General features: G+C 45.5%; 12 protein-coding genes. 3 read left to right on the forward strand and 9 right to left on the reverse strand.

The window, feature by feature from the left end:
* Positions 1-15 precede the first annotated feature (15 nt).
* Positions 16-1,038, reverse strand: coding sequence for an LLM class flavin-dependent oxidoreductase (locus AC4G47_RS14245; protein ID WP_491106459.1), 1,023 nt, complete (start codon positions 1,036-1,038; stop codon positions 16-18).
* A gap of 131 nt (positions 1,039-1,169) precedes the next feature.
* On the opposite strand from AC4G47_RS14245, the gene AC4G47_RS14250 reads away from it, so the two are divergent.
* Complete coding sequence (locus tag AC4G47_RS14250) at positions 1,170-1,511, forward strand: hypothetical protein (RefSeq protein ID WP_491106460.1); 342 nt, start codon at positions 1,170-1,172, stop codon at positions 1,509-1,511.
* Positions 1,512-1,796: 285 nt separating this feature from the next.
* On the opposite strand, the gene AC4G47_RS14255 is transcribed toward AC4G47_RS14250, so the two are convergent.
* The 4 genes from AC4G47_RS14255 to AC4G47_RS14270 all read right to left on the reverse strand — a co-directional run bounded on the left by AC4G47_RS14255 (position 1,797) and on the right by AC4G47_RS14270 (position 10,743).
* The gene (locus AC4G47_RS14255) at positions 1,797-6,902 is read right to left on the reverse strand and encodes a pectinesterase family protein (protein WP_491106461.1); all 5,106 of its coding nucleotides are present in this window, start codon (positions 6,900-6,902) and stop codon (positions 1,797-1,799) included.
* Positions 6,903-7,123: 221 nt separating this feature from the next.
* On the reverse strand, positions 7,124-8,266 hold the full coding sequence (locus AC4G47_RS14260) for a glycoside hydrolase family 88/105 protein (RefSeq protein WP_491106462.1): 1,143 nt from the start codon (positions 8,264-8,266) through the stop codon (positions 7,124-7,126).
* 36 nt (positions 8,267-8,302) lie between these two features.
* Entirely contained in the window at positions 8,303-9,805 is a 1,503-nt protein-coding gene (locus AC4G47_RS14265; protein WP_491106463.1) for an extracellular solute-binding protein, read from the reverse strand.
* A gap of 80 nt (positions 9,806-9,885) precedes the next feature.
* Complete coding sequence (locus tag AC4G47_RS14270) at positions 9,886-10,743, reverse strand: ABC transporter permease (protein WP_491106706.1); 858 nt, start codon at positions 10,741-10,743, stop codon at positions 9,886-9,888.
* A 418-nt stretch (positions 10,744-11,161) separates the two neighbouring features.
* Here AC4G47_RS14270 and AC4G47_RS14275 point away from each other — a divergent pair, with 418 nt between their 5' ends.
* Positions 11,162-12,046: a carbohydrate ABC transporter permease gene (locus AC4G47_RS14275; protein WP_145325324.1), complete on the forward strand. Its 885-nt coding sequence runs from the start codon at positions 11,162-11,164 to the stop codon at positions 12,044-12,046.
* A gap of 136 nt (positions 12,047-12,182) precedes the next feature.
* Here AC4G47_RS14275 and AC4G47_RS14280 read toward each other — a convergent pair whose 3' ends face one another.
* A complete protein-coding gene (locus AC4G47_RS14280) occupies positions 12,183-14,420 on the reverse strand; it encodes a helix-turn-helix domain-containing protein (protein ID WP_491106464.1) in 2,238 nt (745 codons plus the stop codon).
* A 216-nt stretch (positions 14,421-14,636) separates the two neighbouring features.
* Between AC4G47_RS14280 and AC4G47_RS14285 the strand changes: the two genes are divergently transcribed.
* A complete protein-coding gene (locus AC4G47_RS14285; RefSeq protein ID WP_491106465.1) occupies positions 14,637-15,431 on the forward strand; it encodes a helix-turn-helix transcriptional regulator in 795 nt (264 codons plus the stop codon).
* A gap of 76 nt (positions 15,432-15,507) precedes the next feature.
* Here the strand turns inward: AC4G47_RS14285 and AC4G47_RS14290 are convergent, their stop codons facing one another.
* From AC4G47_RS14290 to AC4G47_RS14300, 3 genes are all read right to left on the reverse strand, one after another.
* On the reverse strand, positions 15,508-15,768 hold the full coding sequence (locus AC4G47_RS14290; RefSeq protein WP_491106466.1) for a hypothetical protein: 261 nt from the start codon (positions 15,766-15,768) through the stop codon (positions 15,508-15,510).
* 405 nt (positions 15,769-16,173) lie between these two features.
* Positions 16,174-17,598 (reverse strand): family 43 glycosylhydrolase, encoded by a 1,425-nt coding sequence (locus AC4G47_RS14295; RefSeq protein WP_491106467.1) that lies wholly within the window; start codon positions 17,596-17,598, stop codon positions 16,174-16,176.
* Entirely contained in the window at positions 17,595-19,259 is a 1,665-nt protein-coding gene (locus AC4G47_RS14300) for a glycoside hydrolase family 172 protein (protein ID WP_491106468.1), read from the reverse strand. The genes AC4G47_RS14295 and AC4G47_RS14300 overlap by 4 nt, the downstream gene beginning before the upstream one ends.
* Between the last annotated feature and the right edge of the window lie 3 nt (positions 19,260-19,262).

Genomic DNA, 19,262 nt, shown 5'->3' on the forward strand with positions numbered 1-19,262 from the left:
CACTTATTTCCTTACTTATGATAAATCTAATTCCTTAGCCAATAATTCATGCCCTTTCTTGCGGCTTTCTTGATTAGGGTAGAAGTCTGCAATCATGATTTCATCCACTAAACTTGCTTTCGCAATTTGCCTAAGTTGCTCCGCAACCTGTCCAACACTTCCAATCACAAAGCGATCTTTATTACGTTCTCTAGCCAGCTCTTCATGAGGCGTGTATATGTGATTTTTAGCTTCTTCAGGTGTAGGGAAAGTAAGGTTTTTCGTCCCTGTGCTCATCTGTGCCCACATTAATTCCGCTGGTCCTGCGATATATTTAGCCTCTTCTTCCGTCTCAGCTGTAATAACAATCGTCGCTAACATACTTTGAGGCCCAGTTAAATAGGACGAAGGTTTAAAATTCGAACGGTAGGCTTTTAACATAGGAATAGCCCGTTGCGGTGCCAAATGAGCTGCAAATACAAACCCTAATCCTTTTTCCAAGGCGAAATGTAACCCACCCTCGCTAGATCCTAGCATAAACATATCTGGAACCATTGAATGATCTCCAGGAGGATGGATGTGACTAAACGGGTGGTTTTCTTTAAAGTCACGGGCAAAGAAGGAAAGCAGGTTATCTAATTGCTCTGGAAAATCATTAACCTCCATTAATGCCTGGGATCTTAATAATGCCCACATGGTTCTACCATCCGTACCTGATGCTCGGCCAATCCCGAGGTCAACACGCCCTGGATACAATCCTTCGAGAAGCGTAAAGTTCTCCATCACTTTCAAGGGACTGTGATTCGGCAACATAACCCCTCCGGAACCTACGCGAATAGTTTTAGTGTGAGCTGCTGCATGCAAGCTCAGCAAGTCTGGTGAAGTACTCATCAAGGTTGTTGTATTATGGTGTTCTGTAAACCAATACCTGTTGAACCCCCACTGTTCTGCTAATTGAACCATTTCCGTCACATTCTGAAGACTTTCCGCAGCCTCGGTTCCGTTATAGATATGAACAAAGTCCAAAATCGAAAGGTTTAGCTCATTTGTTGTACTCACATTAGTTGCTCCTTGCCATCTTAAGTTTATTATTTAGCTTGCTAACTATAGGATTAAAAAATATAATGTTAGCCTGCTAACTATAAAACCAAAATAAGTTTATTATTCTTTCACAATGTAAGTAAATTAAAATGGTTTTGATTTGGTTGTTAGCCAATCTTAAGTGTAATCGTTTCGTTTGCAAAGAGGGCAATTTAAATGAACATAGTACATCTTTTTGTACCTATAGATTAGGAGTGATATCCGAGACATCCATACCTGAATACAAAGAATCCATTGTGGGTCAAATGTTGCAAGGGATTCAACTTGGGGCAGGTCAAGAAGCCGGCGATCCTGTTGAATTAGCGGAGGCGCTCATTAAAATTGTTGAAACTCCCGCCCCCTATCCGTTTGCTTCTGGGGCAACAAGCTTATCAAGCAGCCAACACAAATTCACAACACTGCTTGAAAGCATGGAAAGAAATAACACTTGATGCCGATTATCAAGATTAAGACTAAGCGATATAATAAGATGATAGGAGAATCGAATCCTCTTATCATTTTATAAATGTCCAACGAATTGAACATACAATGGAGCTTCAACATTAGTTCAGACTTAAAGAAAATATAAAATGCCGCTAATTTTAGCGGCATTTTATATTCATTGTTACTCCTTGCTTTCTACTTATCTACGTTATTTTTGATCTGTTAAGTTCCAACCCCTTTGTAATCAAACCAATCAAAATCAACAAAAAAAGAATTACTCCTTCATTATTATGTTATGGATTATCAATCTCAGCGTTCTCTTGCAAGAGTGAAAGTTCTGCAGCCGGATTCCAATCATGCGCTCCTGCAAAGAGCTGGGCAGGCAGATATTTCTCTGCTTCTTCCGCAGACAACTGAGTCGTCCAGTTAAAACGTGCTTTGGGATTCGCTCCAGGCCCGTAACTAGCAAATTCGGCAAAACGTGCCGTACGTTCATTATCCAAGTTACTCCAGTTATTCCATCCGGATGAACTGATGTGATTATCCATATAGCTGTTGATATAGACTACATTGGCATAAGGTCTCCACGGTCTGCCAAGAGGTATCGTTCCAGCAAGACCCGATTCGCCAGTAATGCGGCTATTCAGGAATACATAACCAGATTTCTCTTCCGCGGTGGATGCTGCTGTAACATAACCATTGCTTAAGCTGTGAATTACGCTGTTCTCAAACAAAGCAGTTGCATTCCCAAAGATAAAGTCGACATCACCTTCGATATAACTATCCACATAGTATTGTCTTCCATCGTTCACATAGAGTGTGTCCTGCCATCCTTTTAGGCTAACGTTCCGGAATACTAGACGATCACCGCGAGCCAGCAGAGCAACCGCTTGACCTGCATTGTCGCCAGCATCATTCTGTATCGTCAGATGCTCAGCCGTAAAATCGTTTGTCTGCACCCGGAAACTATAGCTGCCTGAGGTGCCGAGCGGGTTACCATTCGTATCCAGTGTGTTGGCAGAATCACCATAGATCAGCAAAGTACCCTCCCGGCTCTCTCCAATGATTCGCAGATTTTTTTTGCTGGCCGGTACGTCCAGCTTCTCACGGTAGACTCCGTCCTTGATTCGTATGATGGTTGGAAGCGTGCTATTGTCCGGAACTGCATGAATGGCTTCCTGAACCTGTTCATACTGTGCACTTCCATCAGATGCCACCGTTAGAACCGGTGCAGGAATTTCAGATATTGGAGCGGACGACATGCTCTCGCCAACTTCATTAAAAGCTGTAATGATATAGTAGTAGGCAATGCCATTGATTAACTGTGTATCAGAAAATGAAGTATCCTCTACACTGGAAGCTACAGTAACGAATGGCCCTTTGGGTAACTCACTTCGTTTCACTGAATAATACTCAGCTCCCTCGGCTTCTTGCCAAGAAAGAGTGATTGTACTTTCATCTGGCTCAGCACGAATCTCTGACGGAGTCTGAGGTCTACCATCATTCAATGCTGGCCGTGTGCCAGCGGCTGCGGAGTCAAGGCTACGTGTACCTTGAGCAAGTGCGGTCACCTTGTAATAATAGGGCTTACCGTTCACGAGTCCTGTATCCAGATAGGAAGTTCCTGATTCCTGATCAGCAATGACATCGTAAATTCCGGTCACGGACGTTGCACGCTTGATCACGTAAGTCGTGGCTCCTTCTATAGCTTCCCACGTGATAGAAACGGATTCAGGAAGAGACTCTACTGTGACTTTGGGTGTAGATAGAGCCATGGTAGGTATTATTTCAACAGGGGCAGAATCTGCTCCCTCTCCTCCAATCCCAGTTGCAGATACGACGTAATAGTAGGTCGTTCCATTATCCAGTCCCCCATCCCGAAACGTAGGAACAGATGTACGAGACGCCACAGTTGTATACGGGCCTTCAGCCTGCAAACTTCGTTTTACTGTATAGTAGTTAGCTGCTTCGACTTTTTCCCACGTTAATTCTGCTTGTGCATTTCTAGCAACAGCCATCAGACTCTCAGGCACTTCCGGCCGCACAGCATCCTCCGAGGGTGTCACTGAAGACGTATTCGAGTTGCCGCTCTCGCCCAAAGGACCAACGGCCGTCACGACATATGTGTAGGTCGTTCCATTGGTGACCTCTTCGTCAATGTAGGTTGTCTCAGTTAATTCAGAAGCAATCAATTCATAGTCGTTCTCGGACTGGATACTACGCTTTACATTGTACGTAGAAGCTCCATCCGCTTCCTCCCAGTGTAATCTCACCATACCATTCCCTGGTTCCGAGCGTAGCCCTTTAGGAGAACTAACTGGTTCAACATAGAGTTTTACATTGTCATAGAACAACGTTCCTTTACCCGTGCCTGGTGTTCTGGCAAACATTCGTCCAACACCATCGGCAGCCACATCGGCCTGGAACGGCACATCATCTGCGACGCGCACATCATCAACGTATATATCCGCTTTTTGCGAGGCTACATTGCCAACGATCTTGAAGCTGTACCAGCGGTTATTGACCGGTGCATCCATTAATTTGTAATCTTTTCCGTCTTTTTTGTAAATTAGCGTATATTGGTCCTCTGCTACCGGAGCAGAAGGTTTGCGTAGCTCGATGGAGAGTGCGGTGCGACTGCCCGTTCCATTTTGCAATTGCAGAACCGTTGATGTGCCAGGCCAGCCTTGAGACATAATATCAGCTTCAAACACAAAGCTGTCCCGTTGTGGTGGAAAGGATCTCACGAATTGAGAAATGCCAACCCCATTGTCGTACAGCATGAGCGCTTTAGAAGATGAGTTCCCCGTTGTTCCTGTAGGAACAGGCGTCACAACGACTTTGAGGTCGGCTGTCTGTGGATCAGGTAATACAGTGTAACTTGCTGGGGTTGTATTGGTTTGGATATCCTCAAAATCATCATTTATATGATGAATTGTCTCCGGCTCTCCTTCCGCTGATGCACTAGCTTCATTTGAGTAGAAGCTTGTGCCATGATCATTCGTAGCCTTTACAGCGTAATAATAGGATTTACCTACAGTGAGATTGGGATCTGTGTAGCTGGTGGTCGTGATACCCTCTTGCTGCAAAGTGTATGGCCCACCAGGAATCTCTGATCTATATATCGAATAGGAGTCCGTACTTTGCACTTCATCCCAATGTAAGTGAATGGACTTGAGATCTGGCTCAGCTACAAGTTCAGTGGGTGCTATTGGGAAATCAGCAGGCAACTCCTGAACAGATGCATTGGAAAAAACAGATATATTGAGCTTATCAACTTCATCATCCGGTTTGGAAGCATCGGCTGCCAATCCGATGTAGACCGTTTCGTCTGCTGGGAATGATTGTGAATCGATAACAAACCAGTCGTTACCATCCTTTGATACAAGTGAGTTCACTTGATCCCCAAGTCGCACAAGCTTTACCCAATACGGGAGTGTGATCATACCACCTTTTTCCTGATGTGCAACTTCGTTACCTGCCCCATCACGAACGAGGCTAATTGCTTGTTGTCCACCCTTCACATAAGTGACCATGGCGGCAATAAACGGGGATGATGCATCCAGACTTTTACGAATCATGACACCTGCTTCCGCACCATCGTCGGTAGCTGTCACCTGATCAACTCTAGCTACAATCTCACCATTTCCTTCTAAGGCTTGGTAAGCATAGTGGAAATGATCCGTCTCTCTACTAATATCTCCAGCTGATTTTACCGTAACGTCAGTATCGCTAGCTCCCAATTGGGTATGACCCGTAATGCCCGGTTCTCCAATATCGGTGGATGACCAAGGGGCAATACTGTTCTGCTTGTGAACATGTACCGTGACATTGTTGGACTGCGTTGAAGTACCTGAGTCATCAATTGCTCGGGCAGTGAGATAATGTGTGCCATCCTGCACATTTTCCCAAGTAAACGTGTAAGGCGCTGTATCATCTTCCCCCAGTTTCACATCGTTTTGGTAAAATTCCACTTTGGCAATGCTACCGTCTGCATCAGAGGCAGAAGCAGTGATCTCAACGGAAGAGCCTTCTGTCTGAACGGTATGGTTGGCAGGTGATTGAATTTCAACCGTAGGATTAATAGATCCATTGCCAGCAATGCTGTTCAGATATACTTCCAGATAGGTATAACCTGATTCATGTATCTCATTGCGGTCAGCAGAATCATTAGGATCGAGTCCCATGCTGATCTCCCATTCGTCAGGCATACCGTCATGATCAGAGTCAACCAGAGCTGACGTCGTTTCCTCGAACTCAAGGTAACCCCCGACTTCCTTTTGCGAATTAATATGTTGCCCGGTGCGATTCTTCACATCGTTTACGATTCGTGCATCGATGGCGTCTCGTCTTGGCAGACTTGCACCTGCCTTTGCAAGGACTTGCTCATAGGCTATCTCTGCATCGTCAATGGATGCGGGATTAGCCATCTGCACTGGCGAGAGTAGTTTTGAATCTGGATTCGCAAGTTCACCCACACCTAACCAGTTGTCCGCTGTGACATCGGGATAACCGTCCACGACATTGCCACTCACATGTATACGTGTATCAGGGCCAACATCGAGGAAAATTTGATCCCGGGCGTTGCGATACGTATTCGGACCATATTTATAATAGTTATTCATGAGGTTATAATTGCCTTCCTCACCGCCATAAGCAGAGAAGAACCCCCAATTATAGACAATATTGTTGTAGGACTCGGTATTAAAACCAGGAGCTCCTGCAAATCTTGGGTTACGGCTCACATTGTGAGCAATGATATTGTGATGGTAAGACGTGTTGTTCCCGCCCCAGATGCCTGCATATCCATGTCGACCCTTCTGATGCGTGGTCATCAGCATGCTCTCAGCAATGACAGACCACTGCACAGTTGTATTCTCGTTGGCGTACATACTCAGCACTTCATCGACAGACCAGGTAAACGATGAGTGGTCGATCATAATGTTTTTGTGGTATCGCCCGCCAAATACGTCATCCTCACTTGGGTGCTTATCCCCGAGCCGAAAGCGCATATGTCTGACGATAATGTTATCCGCTTGGAATGTAGTCCAATAATCCGATACGGTGATGCCTTCTCCTGGAGCTGTCTGTCCAGCAATCGTGATATTAGAACCGGTAATCGCCAGAGGGGATTCCAGATGAATCGTTCCTCCCACTCTGAATACAACGGTTGTATCGCTGTGACTAACGGCATCTCGAAGAGATCCTGGGCCGGAATCGGAGAGGGTGGTCACTTCATATACCGATCCTCCCCTACCACCTGTTACGTACTTACCGCCACCTTCAGCACCGGGAAATGCGGGTAATAATGGAGTAGCTTCATCTTCTGCAGCAACCATACCTGGTAGCACACTAAATAACATTGCAACGACCAATACGAATGATACAATTCTTTTCAACGAATCTTCCTCCTCCGGTTTACATGTATTTGTGCAGATGTTACCTCACTGAGAACCAGATGCTCATGCAGTAATCTTTCTGTTACCTGGCATCACCTCCTCAACATAATGTAAGCGTTATCAGTAAAAAGTGCGAAAACCGGTTGTAATCCGAAACCTATCCGTATTCTTCCTGCGATCACGTTCTAGGTTTCCGATACACCGGTTCTCGTCATAGGCAATTAAACTTTGGCATGCAGCAGGTACTCGTATTCGGTACATGCGAGCAAGAAGGCACCCAATCCTTTTTGATCATTGGTTATAATCGGCTCACTTATATAATAAGCGTAACTTCCGTCACGTCGGGTATCTCCACCGAGCCCTGCCACCTGGCAGTTTTTGAAGAGATTCACCCAACCCTGATTGGTTTCCATTACGAATTCAGAGATTAATCCTGCATAAGCATGGTTCAATACCAGTTCCCATTCCCGTGGTAACCATCCTAGGCGAATACCTTTGGCCAGGGCGTATACAATCATGCTGGATGCTGACGCTTCTAGGTAATTCCCTTTGCGATTCGCCTCATTCACCACCTGATACCATACCCCGCTAGTTGTATCCTGATAAGTGCGCAGAGCGGCCATCGTATCCGTGAAAATCTCAACCAACTTGCGATAATCGGGATGATGGTTCGGTAATAACTCCAGAACATCCACTAAAGCCATAACAAACCAGCCGATAGATCTGCCCCAAAAGTTAGGCGATTGCCCTGTTACCGAATGGCTCCAAGGCTGAACGCGTTTTTCATCCCAAGCATGATAGAGCAGTCCTGTAGCATCGTCTCGGGTATGTTTGGCACACAATATAAATTGTTTGGTTACATCATTCAATAATTCCTCTTCGGGTTCCCATCGAATCAAATACTCCAGATAGAACGGTGCTCCCATATAGAGACCGTCCAACCAGATCTGGTAGGGATATACTTGCTTGTGCCAGAAAGCTCCCTCTGACGTGCGCGGGTGAGTCACAAGTTGTTCCCGTAACAGACCTGCTGCAAGCTTATATTTCATTTTCCCTGTCCTGTCATAAAGGCTGAACATCAGCTTGCCATTATTCAAATGATCGATATTATGTTCTTCCATCCGGTATCCCCGAACAGATCCATCATCTTGAACAAAATAATCCATATTATGCTGGATGTATTGCGCATATTGCTCATCACCTGTCGCTTGCCATAACCGTTCAAATCCTTTTAGCACTACTCCATAATCATAAGACCACTTGCCGTGATGCCCGTTCTCTTCATACAGCTTAGGGGTTCGCTCCATGATGGATGCGGCTGTTTTGGCTGCCCATAAATCCTTAACAGATTTCGTTTCAAGCATCTGTAAAGTTCCTCCTCCGCACTGATTAGCTGTTTATTAATTGTTTAATACGGCTTGGTGCGCTGCCTCATATTCGGTAATGATTTTGTCTCCACCTGATTTTCTCCAGGTATCAATTGCATTCTGGAAGCCAGCACGATCCAGCTTGCCCAGGATATACTTGTAAGTTGCATCCGTGATGATCTTCTGCAATTCAGAGCCTTGTTCTGAGAACGTTGGTGATTCCAGCGAGTACACCGGGTTCAGAACGGCAAAGGTTGTATTTTCCTCAATTAACCGTGTAGATTCAATACGGAGCGGGTCAGCATCCATAATGGCATACCCGTTCTCGTTGGGGCGCGAGGAAGAAAATGGCTGTACCTCTTGCTCCCATAGCTTGGTATCAATAATTGTGGCACCATTGTTCTCGTCGAGGCTATAATGCACATCTTTGATACCGTAGGTCATTAAGGTGAACACCTCTTCACTCATCAGATCATCCATAAACTTCAGAACCCGTTTCAATTCAGCTTCGTCTTTAACTTCCGATTTTGGGAAAGCAAGCAGTCCTCCTACACCATTGGACGTGGACCATATGGCCCGGTCACTTTCATTTCCCGTTGATGTAATATCATTCACCATGACGAGATCCATGTCGTCCTGTACGCCTTTGGCCAGATTAAACAGGCCTTTGCTGTCAAACAATGCTCCCACATATATCCCGGCTTTGCCCTGAGCAAACCCCTCTTGTTGATCCTTCTTGGCGGTTACCGCGAAATCCTGATTAATGTATCCATTCTGGTACAGCTCTTTCATATAATCCATGGCCTGGATATAACCCTCCGCTTCGAACTCGGGTGTCACTTTTCCATCCTCGCTAATGGCCCAGCCGCTCGGGGTGCCAAAGTAGGAGCTCAGTGTTTTGAATGCACCGAATACCAAGTCGCTCCGATCAATAAATCCTGTCGTATCGTTGGCTCCATTGCCATCAGGGTCTTGCTCCGTGAAGGCTTTGGCAACTTCCATTAATTCGGCAGTTGTTTTGGGTACAGGTAATCCAACATGATCGAGCCAGTCTTTACGAAGAATGACACCGTTACGTGCAACCTGTTTTTGCATGGGTATACCGTACAACTTCCCCTCAATGGATGCGGAATTACGCATATCCTGAGAGATGCCTTTCAGATTTGGATATTCATCGAGATAAGGTCCAACTTCCCAGAAGACGCCTGCTTTCAGCGCATTTCGGACCGAAGAGTTTTCGAGAATGGTCAGGGAGACGATATCAGCCAGTGAACCTGAAGCGAGCGAGGTATTTAGGCGTTCTTCCTTGGAAGCATCGGGTATCCATGAAAATTGGATATCTACATCTGTGAACTCTTCAATCTTATTAAGTACCGTATCGGTCGGCGGCGAAGCAGTATGCATGATGTTCAACCAACTAATCGTTGTCTTTCCATCGGCATTGATGCCCGTATCGTTGTTCTCCCCGGAACAAGCGGAGAGAAGTAAGGTTCCACATAACGTAAACGCTAACAATTTGAAGGATCTAAATCTCATGTGTAACTCCCCTTTTCATATTTTTTTGTAGAGCCTACATCCTCACGATTCAATTAAATTTCGACATCGCACTTCGTTCACTAGTAGACCCCGTCTTCACCCAACTTTTTCGCCAATCGGTTAGCGAGCATAACGAGTACCAGTCCAACCAAGCCCTTGAACAACCCTACTGTGGTGCTGAAGCTTAATTGACCGTTCTTTAAGCCGGCGGTGAAGATGTACGTATCGAAAATCTCTCCCACTTCGCGATTTAGCGAATTCAGAAGCAAATACATATGCTCGAATCCGAGTTCAAGCGTATTTCCGATTTTAAGAATAAGCAATGTAATAATGACGGGACGAATGGCTGGCAAGGTCACATGCCACATTTTACGCAACCGTGATGCACCATCCATGTCTGCGGCCTCATAGAGTTGCGTATCCACCACGGTAATGGCTGCAAGGTAGATGATCGTAGACCAGCCTGCTTCCTTCCATATAATCTGTAAGATGTACATCGGACGAAGCCACTCGGGTGATGTCAAAAAGCTGATTTTGCTTCCTCCAAAGGCTGCAATAATTTCGTTGACGACTCCCCCATCTACGCTGAGGAATACATATGTGATGGATACGATGATTACCCAGGACATGAAGTGTGGGATGTACACGATGGTCTGAATGGAATTTCTGAACATCTTGTGCCGTACTTCATTCATCATTAGGGCGAGTATAATGGGAATCGGAAAGAAGATCACCAACTCCAGCGCAAACAAAATCAAAGTGTTGCTAAGCAACATGGCAAAGGTCGGCTCCGTAAACAGACGAATAAAATGCTTGACACCAACCCAGGGGCTGTCCTTGATTCCGAGAAACGGTTGATAATCCTGAAATGAAATGATAAGTCCGCCCATGGGAAAATACTTGAAGATCACAAAGTACACGAAGCCGGGAAGAATCATTAAATAGAGAAGTTTGTTGGATGCAGCCCTTCTTAAATAATGAGTTAGTCCGGTCTTTCCGTATGCGTTGCGATGCAACGAAACGACTGCGGGTTCTGATTCTCTCACTGCCTGCTGACCTCCTCGATCTGGATTTGCGTTGATTGCTTCCCAAGCATATTTCATGTAAGCGATTACGTACATAATCATTAGCTATTGTGGTTGAACAACTCCGCGTGTACCGGGGCTCTAGGCCATTTTCGTATTGGTTGATTGTAGTTCAGGATTATTATTCGTGCTGCTGATTATCAGGGTTCTCTATCCTCAAAAATCACGATTCTCACCCTCTTCAAGTTCAGTAGGTGAGGATTATATACGTAATAATCTTTGCTTGTTATGGTTAGGGCAGATCATTATCCATCAAGGAGGAACAATCCATATGTCCAAAATCGCTATTCGAAAGGAACGCCTTGGAGGCGTCATATTCAACGTAATGAATTATACGCTGCTGCTTCTTTTCTCTCTGGCTTGTCTGTTGCCCTTCGTAAATGTCGTTGCCAGTTCCTTCGCCTCCACACAAGAGATTGTGCAAAAGAAGTTTATTTTGTTCCCCACGACCTTCTCTCTGGATGCCTACCGTTACATCTTTTCTACACCTACCATCTTTAAAGGACTGGGCGTATCCATATTCATCACGCTGGCAGGAACCATTGTGAGCATGACACTAACAGCGCTCATGGCTTACGGGTTATCCCGGAGATATCTTCTGGGCAGAAACTTTATCAATTTCCTGATCGTTTTCTCCATGTTGTTCAGTGGCGGCATGATTCCTACCTTTTTGGTCGTCAAAGCTGTGGGGTTAATCGACTCGTACTGGTCCATGATCATTCCTACAGCCATCAACGCCTTTAATCTGATCATCATGCGCAATTTCTTTCAGGCTCTCCCCGACAGTCTCGAGGAATCAGCCAAGATCGACGGAGCCAATGATTTTCGTATTCTGCTGCAGATCATGATTCCACTGGCCTTGCCATCGATAGCTACACTGTCCCTGTTTTATGGCGTATCCTATTGGAATACCTATATGAATGCTATTTTGTATCTCAATGAGTCCAGAATGTGGCCTCTTCAGGTACTGCTCCGCCAGATTGTCATTGTCTCCAGTGGTATGGATGGCAATAGCTCCGTTGTAGATATTGTACCTCCATCGCAAACAATCAAGATGAGTGTGATCGTTGTAGCTACCGTACCGATGCTGATTGCGTACCCATTTGTACAGAAACACTTTACCAAGGGAGCCCTTCTCGGATCGGTGAAAGGGTAAACACTCTACTGAGAACGAACAATCCCCTCGGGTTATTAACCTGAGGGGATTTGAACGTGGACTCATAACATGTGGTATTGAAGTCCACACATCAGTATGTGATAAATCAGTGGAGATAGATGCGGCTTTTTACTCTTTAATCCATTCTCATCCTGCGGTAAGCACCAGGGGTGAGATTCTCTTTTTTACGGAAGGAGCGAATAAAGTTTTGGGAGTTCTGATATCCCAGACGTTCGGCAATGTCTTTAATCGGCATATTAGTGTCCACCAGCCACTTTCTTGCCACGTCCAATCTGAAATTCATCAGATATTCGCTAAAGGTCATACTGTACTCCTTACGGAAAATACTGCTTAGATAGTTAGGCGTATAGTGCAAACGTTCACTGATCAATTCGAGCGACAAGTCCTGATCATATTCTGTGCGAACGATGGATGCCATCCGATCTGCAATACTGCGAAATTGCTGGTTGGCCCTCTCCTGCATACTCTCAACCATTGGATAGATGACCTCATGCACAAGAATATGCTCAATCTCTTCCGGGTTAAGCGTGTTTAACAGCCTGTGGTACAACGTGGAGTTATACTGGGTTAAGAGCACGTCTGCACCAATCAATTGTTCCAATTGTATCAGATTGTTCACAAAACGAATCAGCGTAATTTCCAGGTTCATCGGATTAGGACTGTGCTTCATCATATCAGCCAGAAGTGGATATAAGGTGCGCGACACTTCTTCTCTGTCCCCAAGGCGAATGGCATCGAATAGTCGGGTTTCAAGCTCTGTTGGATAATGTAATAACGTAGGCCCGCTGCTGCCGCGTGAAATATCCTCGTAGAACACAACAGACTCCTTGCCAAGCTTGAGACGTTGATATAGTGCTTCAAGGCTCATATCACAAGCTTCCCGGGTATTCATCAAATCTTCGTACGGGGCACTGATGCCCACGCTGACTGAAGCAGACCAATATTCACGGGACAACATAATGATCTTTTTGGCATAGCGCATAATGACCTCTCGAATCTGGTGTGATTCCGATTCAAAGAACAATACGGTTGCCTGCGTCCGATCATTCAGTACGACAGGCAGCAAGCGCTGTGATGGGGGAATGATCTCCTGCACCAACTGATTCACTGTAAGTAGCAACGTATCTCTGTCCGACAAGGGACCTTCTCCGCACCGATCAATCTGAATCAGCATGGTAGCGAACACACCATCGGACGTATTGAGGTATGCGAACCGTTCAAGGTTGTTTATAATTTCTTCCCGGGTTAAACGATTCTGTAGTACATTAAGAACGAATTGGGTTTCGAGCTTCGGTTTTTCCAGGTGAATAAGCTGCTCCAAATGTTCTTTCTCGGATACAATGGAGTGGATGGACTGAATAATCCAATCGACTTCATCTTTGACCGTTCTCTCGGTGTGTCCCCCAAGACTGTGCTGGATCTTGCGGAATGGCTTGGCAAGATGCAAGGAGATAATGTACGCAAGAACAACCATCAGTCCCATAATCACTACAGCCATCACGATTAAGCCAATGCGGGTCGTCGATAAGGCCTGGCTGACTTCCTTCTGATCGAGCAATGTGACGTAAGTCCAGCCATTGTAGGTGGAACGGGCATAGAGTCCAATACGAGTATCCCCGGATTCATCAGGAATCTCCATCTTTCCAGTCAGCGGTTCGCTGACTGTCTGCTTACTGAGCCAGCTCATTTGCTCGCTCGACATGGCTTTTTGGTCTGTTGGCGTTGCATACAATAATTCGCCCTGTTTATTTAGAATGTAGATGGCGGCTTCCGATGGGGTCTGCAACGATTGATTTAGTGTACGCAAAGAAATATCCGACATGGCGATCGCTTGTTTTTCCTTGGAGTAGACAGGTAAGGTATGTAGTAACCGGAGGCCATCCTGGGTTTTGCTCCAGTACAATCCATTGCCGTCCGGATCAGCAAACAAATCCTGCATCTCCTGTTTCTCATTATCCGTAATTCGGGTTAACGACCCGTTGGACAGACTCCAATTTTGTCTCAGGCTTACGAGGGTGTATTGCACGCCATCAAGGCCCATCGTCGAGATATAACCGAGCTGTGAATTTAGTTCCCGATAAGCCTCGTAATCCTGACCGGTAAGTGGACTATTAATGACTGCACGAAATGATGGCGTTGTGCTGTACGTGGCAAAAGCATATTCAATCGTTTGAATTTTCTGCTCCAACGTGTTGCGCACTTGCATGATCAGACTTTGCCGGCCTTCCCCTACCCGTTCAATGACGGATTTCGTAGTGGAGACATAGATATAGCTTCCAAAAGCAACAACGATTCCGATACTTAAGAGGAGAACAGGAACAAAGATGTTGGTAAAGGTTTTGCTCTTACGCACAAAATGGCCCCCTCCATTATGAATTCGTCAACAAGCTGTATTCAGTCGTCACGAGACGTATTCATCATTTTGTAATCGCTTGCACATAACAGCACGAAAAGATTTCTAATGGATTTTATAAACACCACACTCTTGAATTTTAACATGGCAATCAACAAGAGTGTGGACATAAAGCATTAGAAACTAGCCAAAAATTGCACAAGGAGGACATGAAAGGTGCTACCATTTTACGAGATTCGCAAAGATGATTTATCTGTAATTCGAAATGCCAAGCAGATATCTTTCCCTGCACATATGCACGCTTACATAGAAATTCTATACGTGCTATCAGGTTCTCAACGGATTGAGATTAACGAAAAAATGTACGAGTTACATAAGGGTGATGTGGCACTGATCTTTCCAGATATAATTCATTGTTATGAAACAAACGGATATCCCACCACCAACGAAGTGTTATTGATTATTCACCCCAAAATTTTGGGCGGCCTGTTTCCTGATCTCACCCGCTTTCACCCGGAGAACCCAATTGTTACCCAACCCTTTGTCCATGAAGACGTCGTTAGCGCTTTTGAAAGAATAAAGCGGGATGATGATTACGCGATCAAACTAGGCTGGACCTACCTCATCATGTCCCATTTATTACGAGAGATTGAATTCAAACAAGTACAGCGATCTCCTATACAAGACTTGTCCAAAAAATTAATGGAGTATTTGTCTAATCATTTTACGGAACCGATTACGTTGGATTCACTCGCTGCCGAATTTAATGTAAGTAAATATTATATTTCTCGTATCTTCTCCAATAAGATCAAAATAAATCTTCGAAATTATCTCTCCATGCTTCGGGTAGAGTATGCTTCCATGCTGATTCGTACAACGGATGCATCTTTAACGACGATATGTGTGAACGCAGGCTTTGATAGCCAGCGTACATTTAATCGTGTATTTCGAGCCATTTATGGAATGACACCGCGAGATTTTAAAAATAATGTCCACAACTATCTAAAATAATGTTTATATATTTGTGTTGCAAAACCGCACTGATTTACCCGCCTGTAGCTTTATGAATTAAGGAGGTACAGAATAATTACTTATATGCCTGATCGGTAATCGGACTATACTTGTAATTCTTTTCTAAGTATATTCCTTGTTTTTCTGGATCGTTTGACAAGTTCCAATTGATCCGGACAAGCTCAGGAAGTACACCATGGCTGTCTAGAAGCTCATAAAGTTGTTCGTTTATCAAATCATACTGTTTAGTGGCAATCAATTTTCCAACTATACTCTGTGCTGTCCACGTTACCATGGATGCAATCACTATTGTCTTTTGTAACACTTTTGCTTTCATTACTTTTCGTTCACTCCTTAGTGAAATTATTATTCAAAGAGTACTAAAACAATACAATGTAAACTTAAAACACCATTACTATTTAAGGATCCTTTCAATAAGCAGGTCCTTATCATGTAGGAGTTGGACTTCCCCCATGGTGTGCGTCACCTGCCACTGTGACAATCGTGATCGCACTCAGCAATAAAGCAAAATGCAAGCGTCACAGAAGCAGGTTTACGGCAGCTCCTTCCATGCTTCAATGAGCATGTGGAGCTTTTACTTTGAAAATGTAAAAAATCCACAACCTCTTACGGTTGTGGATTAATATGGTGGGGGCGAACCGCGGCTGTGCAAAACCACAATTCGTCGCCATAATCGAACTGTAACTCTTGTCTATTCAAACGAAACATTCAGAGAGTTATATTATTCTCTGATCGCAATTTTCACATTGCTGAGTTGAGCACTGCCTTGACTGACGAACAAGCCTAGCTTCCCTTGAAGAATATCATACATTCTGGCACTCATCGCAATTTCATCGTCCACGTAAATTTCGCATATCGATCCGTCAATATACACTTTGATTTCATAAGAACGATTAGGAACAAGCTGAACGGGGCGTTCCAGCTCAACCTCATAAGGGAACGTCTTCCCCCCCTCTTCCGACTGCATAATCGCCCCCCGAAAGCTAATGCGGTTCCGCTGTGGTTCCAGCGTGACATAATAGGCCGCATCTAGAGTGTCTTTTGTCCGGAGCATGAACCCAACACCTTGAGTTTGTTCAGAGAATGAGACAATAGCCGATATTTTACATTGATCGGGTAAATCTTCCGGAGTTGTACAACCGGCAAACCTATACGGTGACTCGCAAGAGATCGATCCGTCTGCGAACTCCCACTCTCCAATAATACTATTGAATTGAACAGGCAGCGTTTTGGCAAAAGCGGCATCAACTGTTTCCGGTACTTTTCCGCCAAGGGTGCCATCCGCCCGTTGAACGATTTCATGCACAATCAGATTCCCGCCCCAGTCCCAAGTGTCGTAATCCTTGCCAAGGGACTTCGGCGGATTCCAGCCGAATAAATCGTCATTCTTCGTCGGATTCCATCCAAACAGATAGCGCTTCTCACCGTCTGAAACGGATTTGGCGGCATAGTAGGCACGACCGTCGAAGGTATCTTCCTTTGGAGTAATCCAAGGGCCTTCCAGGGAACGGCTCATCCGGTAAAAAGTCGCAAATCGTCCGGTATAAGAGGAGTAGATCAAATACCACCAATCCCCGATCCGAAACAAATCGGGACATTCGTGAGCCCCCACGTGCAGATTTGGCGAGTACAGGGGCTCGCGGTACTCCCAAGCTTTAAGATCCTTGGATGATAGCAGCGCGGTGCATCCCTTTCGATTAGTTGGCCCTTTTGCCATCGCTGCAAGCAACATCCAGTACTGGCCTTCCTCTTCATTCCAGAATACGAAGGGATCACGCCAATCGGATAGCTCATATATGCGGTCGTCAGCGGTAAAGGTATCCTCAGGGATCGCCTCCCATGTCTTGAAGTCTCTACTTATCGCATGACATACCCACTGCTTGCCTCCAGGAAATATGCAATAGAACATATGGTAGATGTCGTCCACTTTCAGAACGTGACCGGTGCCGCCTTCGATCTTGCAAGCTCCTTCTTCCCGATAATTCACAAAATCCTTCGTTCCGATAAGATACCAGCCGTGATCCAGGCCCTCCCGGTAGTTATCTCTCCATCCGTGCAGATAGAACAGCTTAAACTCCCCGTCTTCATAATATGGAATAACGTCTCCTACCCATGCGTTATCCGGCCGATAGAAAAATTCCTTCATCTTTTATCCCTCCTGGTGTTTAAAGTAACTAAGCGGTCATTGACCGAAACAGGCCTATAATCATCGCTTGTGCACCGCTCCTGATACCAATAAACCGTGGAGGCATACAAACATTGGTTATTTGGGCCCCATTGATTCTCTTTATATTTCTCAATAAATCCCTCGAAGGAGTTCATGAAGGGAATGTTATCACAAATATGAAATCGGCTAACCGAGGTATGTCCGTTCGCATCCAATTCGATAAACGGCTGACTGGCGAAAGCACTGTCAAACATCGGGAAGGGAGGCTCAGCCGCCCAGGCATAGCCGATATAGTCCTCGCTGCCCGTTCCGAAAGTGGACGGAAAGGATTCGCCATCCACGAAAAATTTCTCGTCCCCTTCTCCCCACCACCAATCAATCGTTTTTCGATCCCAACGCCCATACCACCAGGTTTCGGCTTCCTCATCGGGTTTCTCCCAGGTATTGTACACGTGAAGGTGAACGCCGCAGAACCTTCCCCGGCCTTTCGTCAGCAGCAGAGGCCAATCCGGCCAGCGATCCCCTCCTTCTTTGAAGCGCTCCATGTCCAGATCCAGATAATCGTCCCGGTGCCATTTCGCATGAAAACGCAGGAGATCGTCAGTATGAGATGCTGTTAAGGGAAAATAACGGATATCAGCTGATATCTCACACGGCTGCGTTCCATCATTTTCAATTTCGATCCTGGCGCCTTCCGAGAACGGCATATACCAGTAACTGTACATTTCATGTTCATTCATACCTAGAGGCAGAGAGCGGTACGGCTTGATGCCGGGAGCGCTTCCAAAAAAATCACCCAGTGGAGCCCATACGGAGGGATCTACTTCATTGTCCCATTTCATTGAGATGGCCAATTGCCTAACCAAGATCCGCTGCTGTTCCTCGCTCTTTCGTCCAAGGTCAGTCCTGATCCGGATCATGGAGATAGCACCGGCCCCTTTTTTATCAAAAAGCACCGCCTTGCCCCCTGCTGGTACGGATACCGTAACGTTCTCGAGGGAAGACCCTTCCGTATTCAAGAAAGAATCGATTCCTCTTTGCTGTAATACCCGATCCGCTTCGGCCAGTGCAATAGCTGACTCCTTGTCGATGCTACCATCAAAGGACGGCAGTTTGACTTCGGAAGGGAACGAAGTATAAGTGATGTGATAATAAGCACCCCAACCTTTATCCAACAGCACCTTGCAATGTTTTTGAAAGGGAATCGGAATGAAGCTGTTTCTTCCGCGGGATAATGTAGGCGACAGATTCGGAAAATTGGCCGGGGGCCCTTCCCGGTTGAATTTTTCAAAATAATCCCGGAAGGGTTGATTGATCACAGGGGTATCGGCATGATCAATATAAATCCGGATATGTCCATCCTCCGGAAGCGCAGACCAGAATCTCCAGATCACGCCAGGACCGTCCAGTTCCATAGCGACGATGCTGTCCCCTTCCTTACGAATGAAGCCTCCTCCGTCATCATTGGCTCCCCAATTCTCGTATAATCCGGTCTCGGTATTATAAAAAGAGCTTCGGTCAAAGCTTGAGAAGCACCCTGATTTCTCACCGGCCTGCGGCGGTACCGCCAGCGATTCAAAGTCATACAGTCTTCTCACAAGGTCCTTATATGAATAAGATTGCTGCTTGGCTTGAGTCATGCT

It is taken from the genome of Paenibacillus sp. Negev47 (assembly GCF_058313655.1).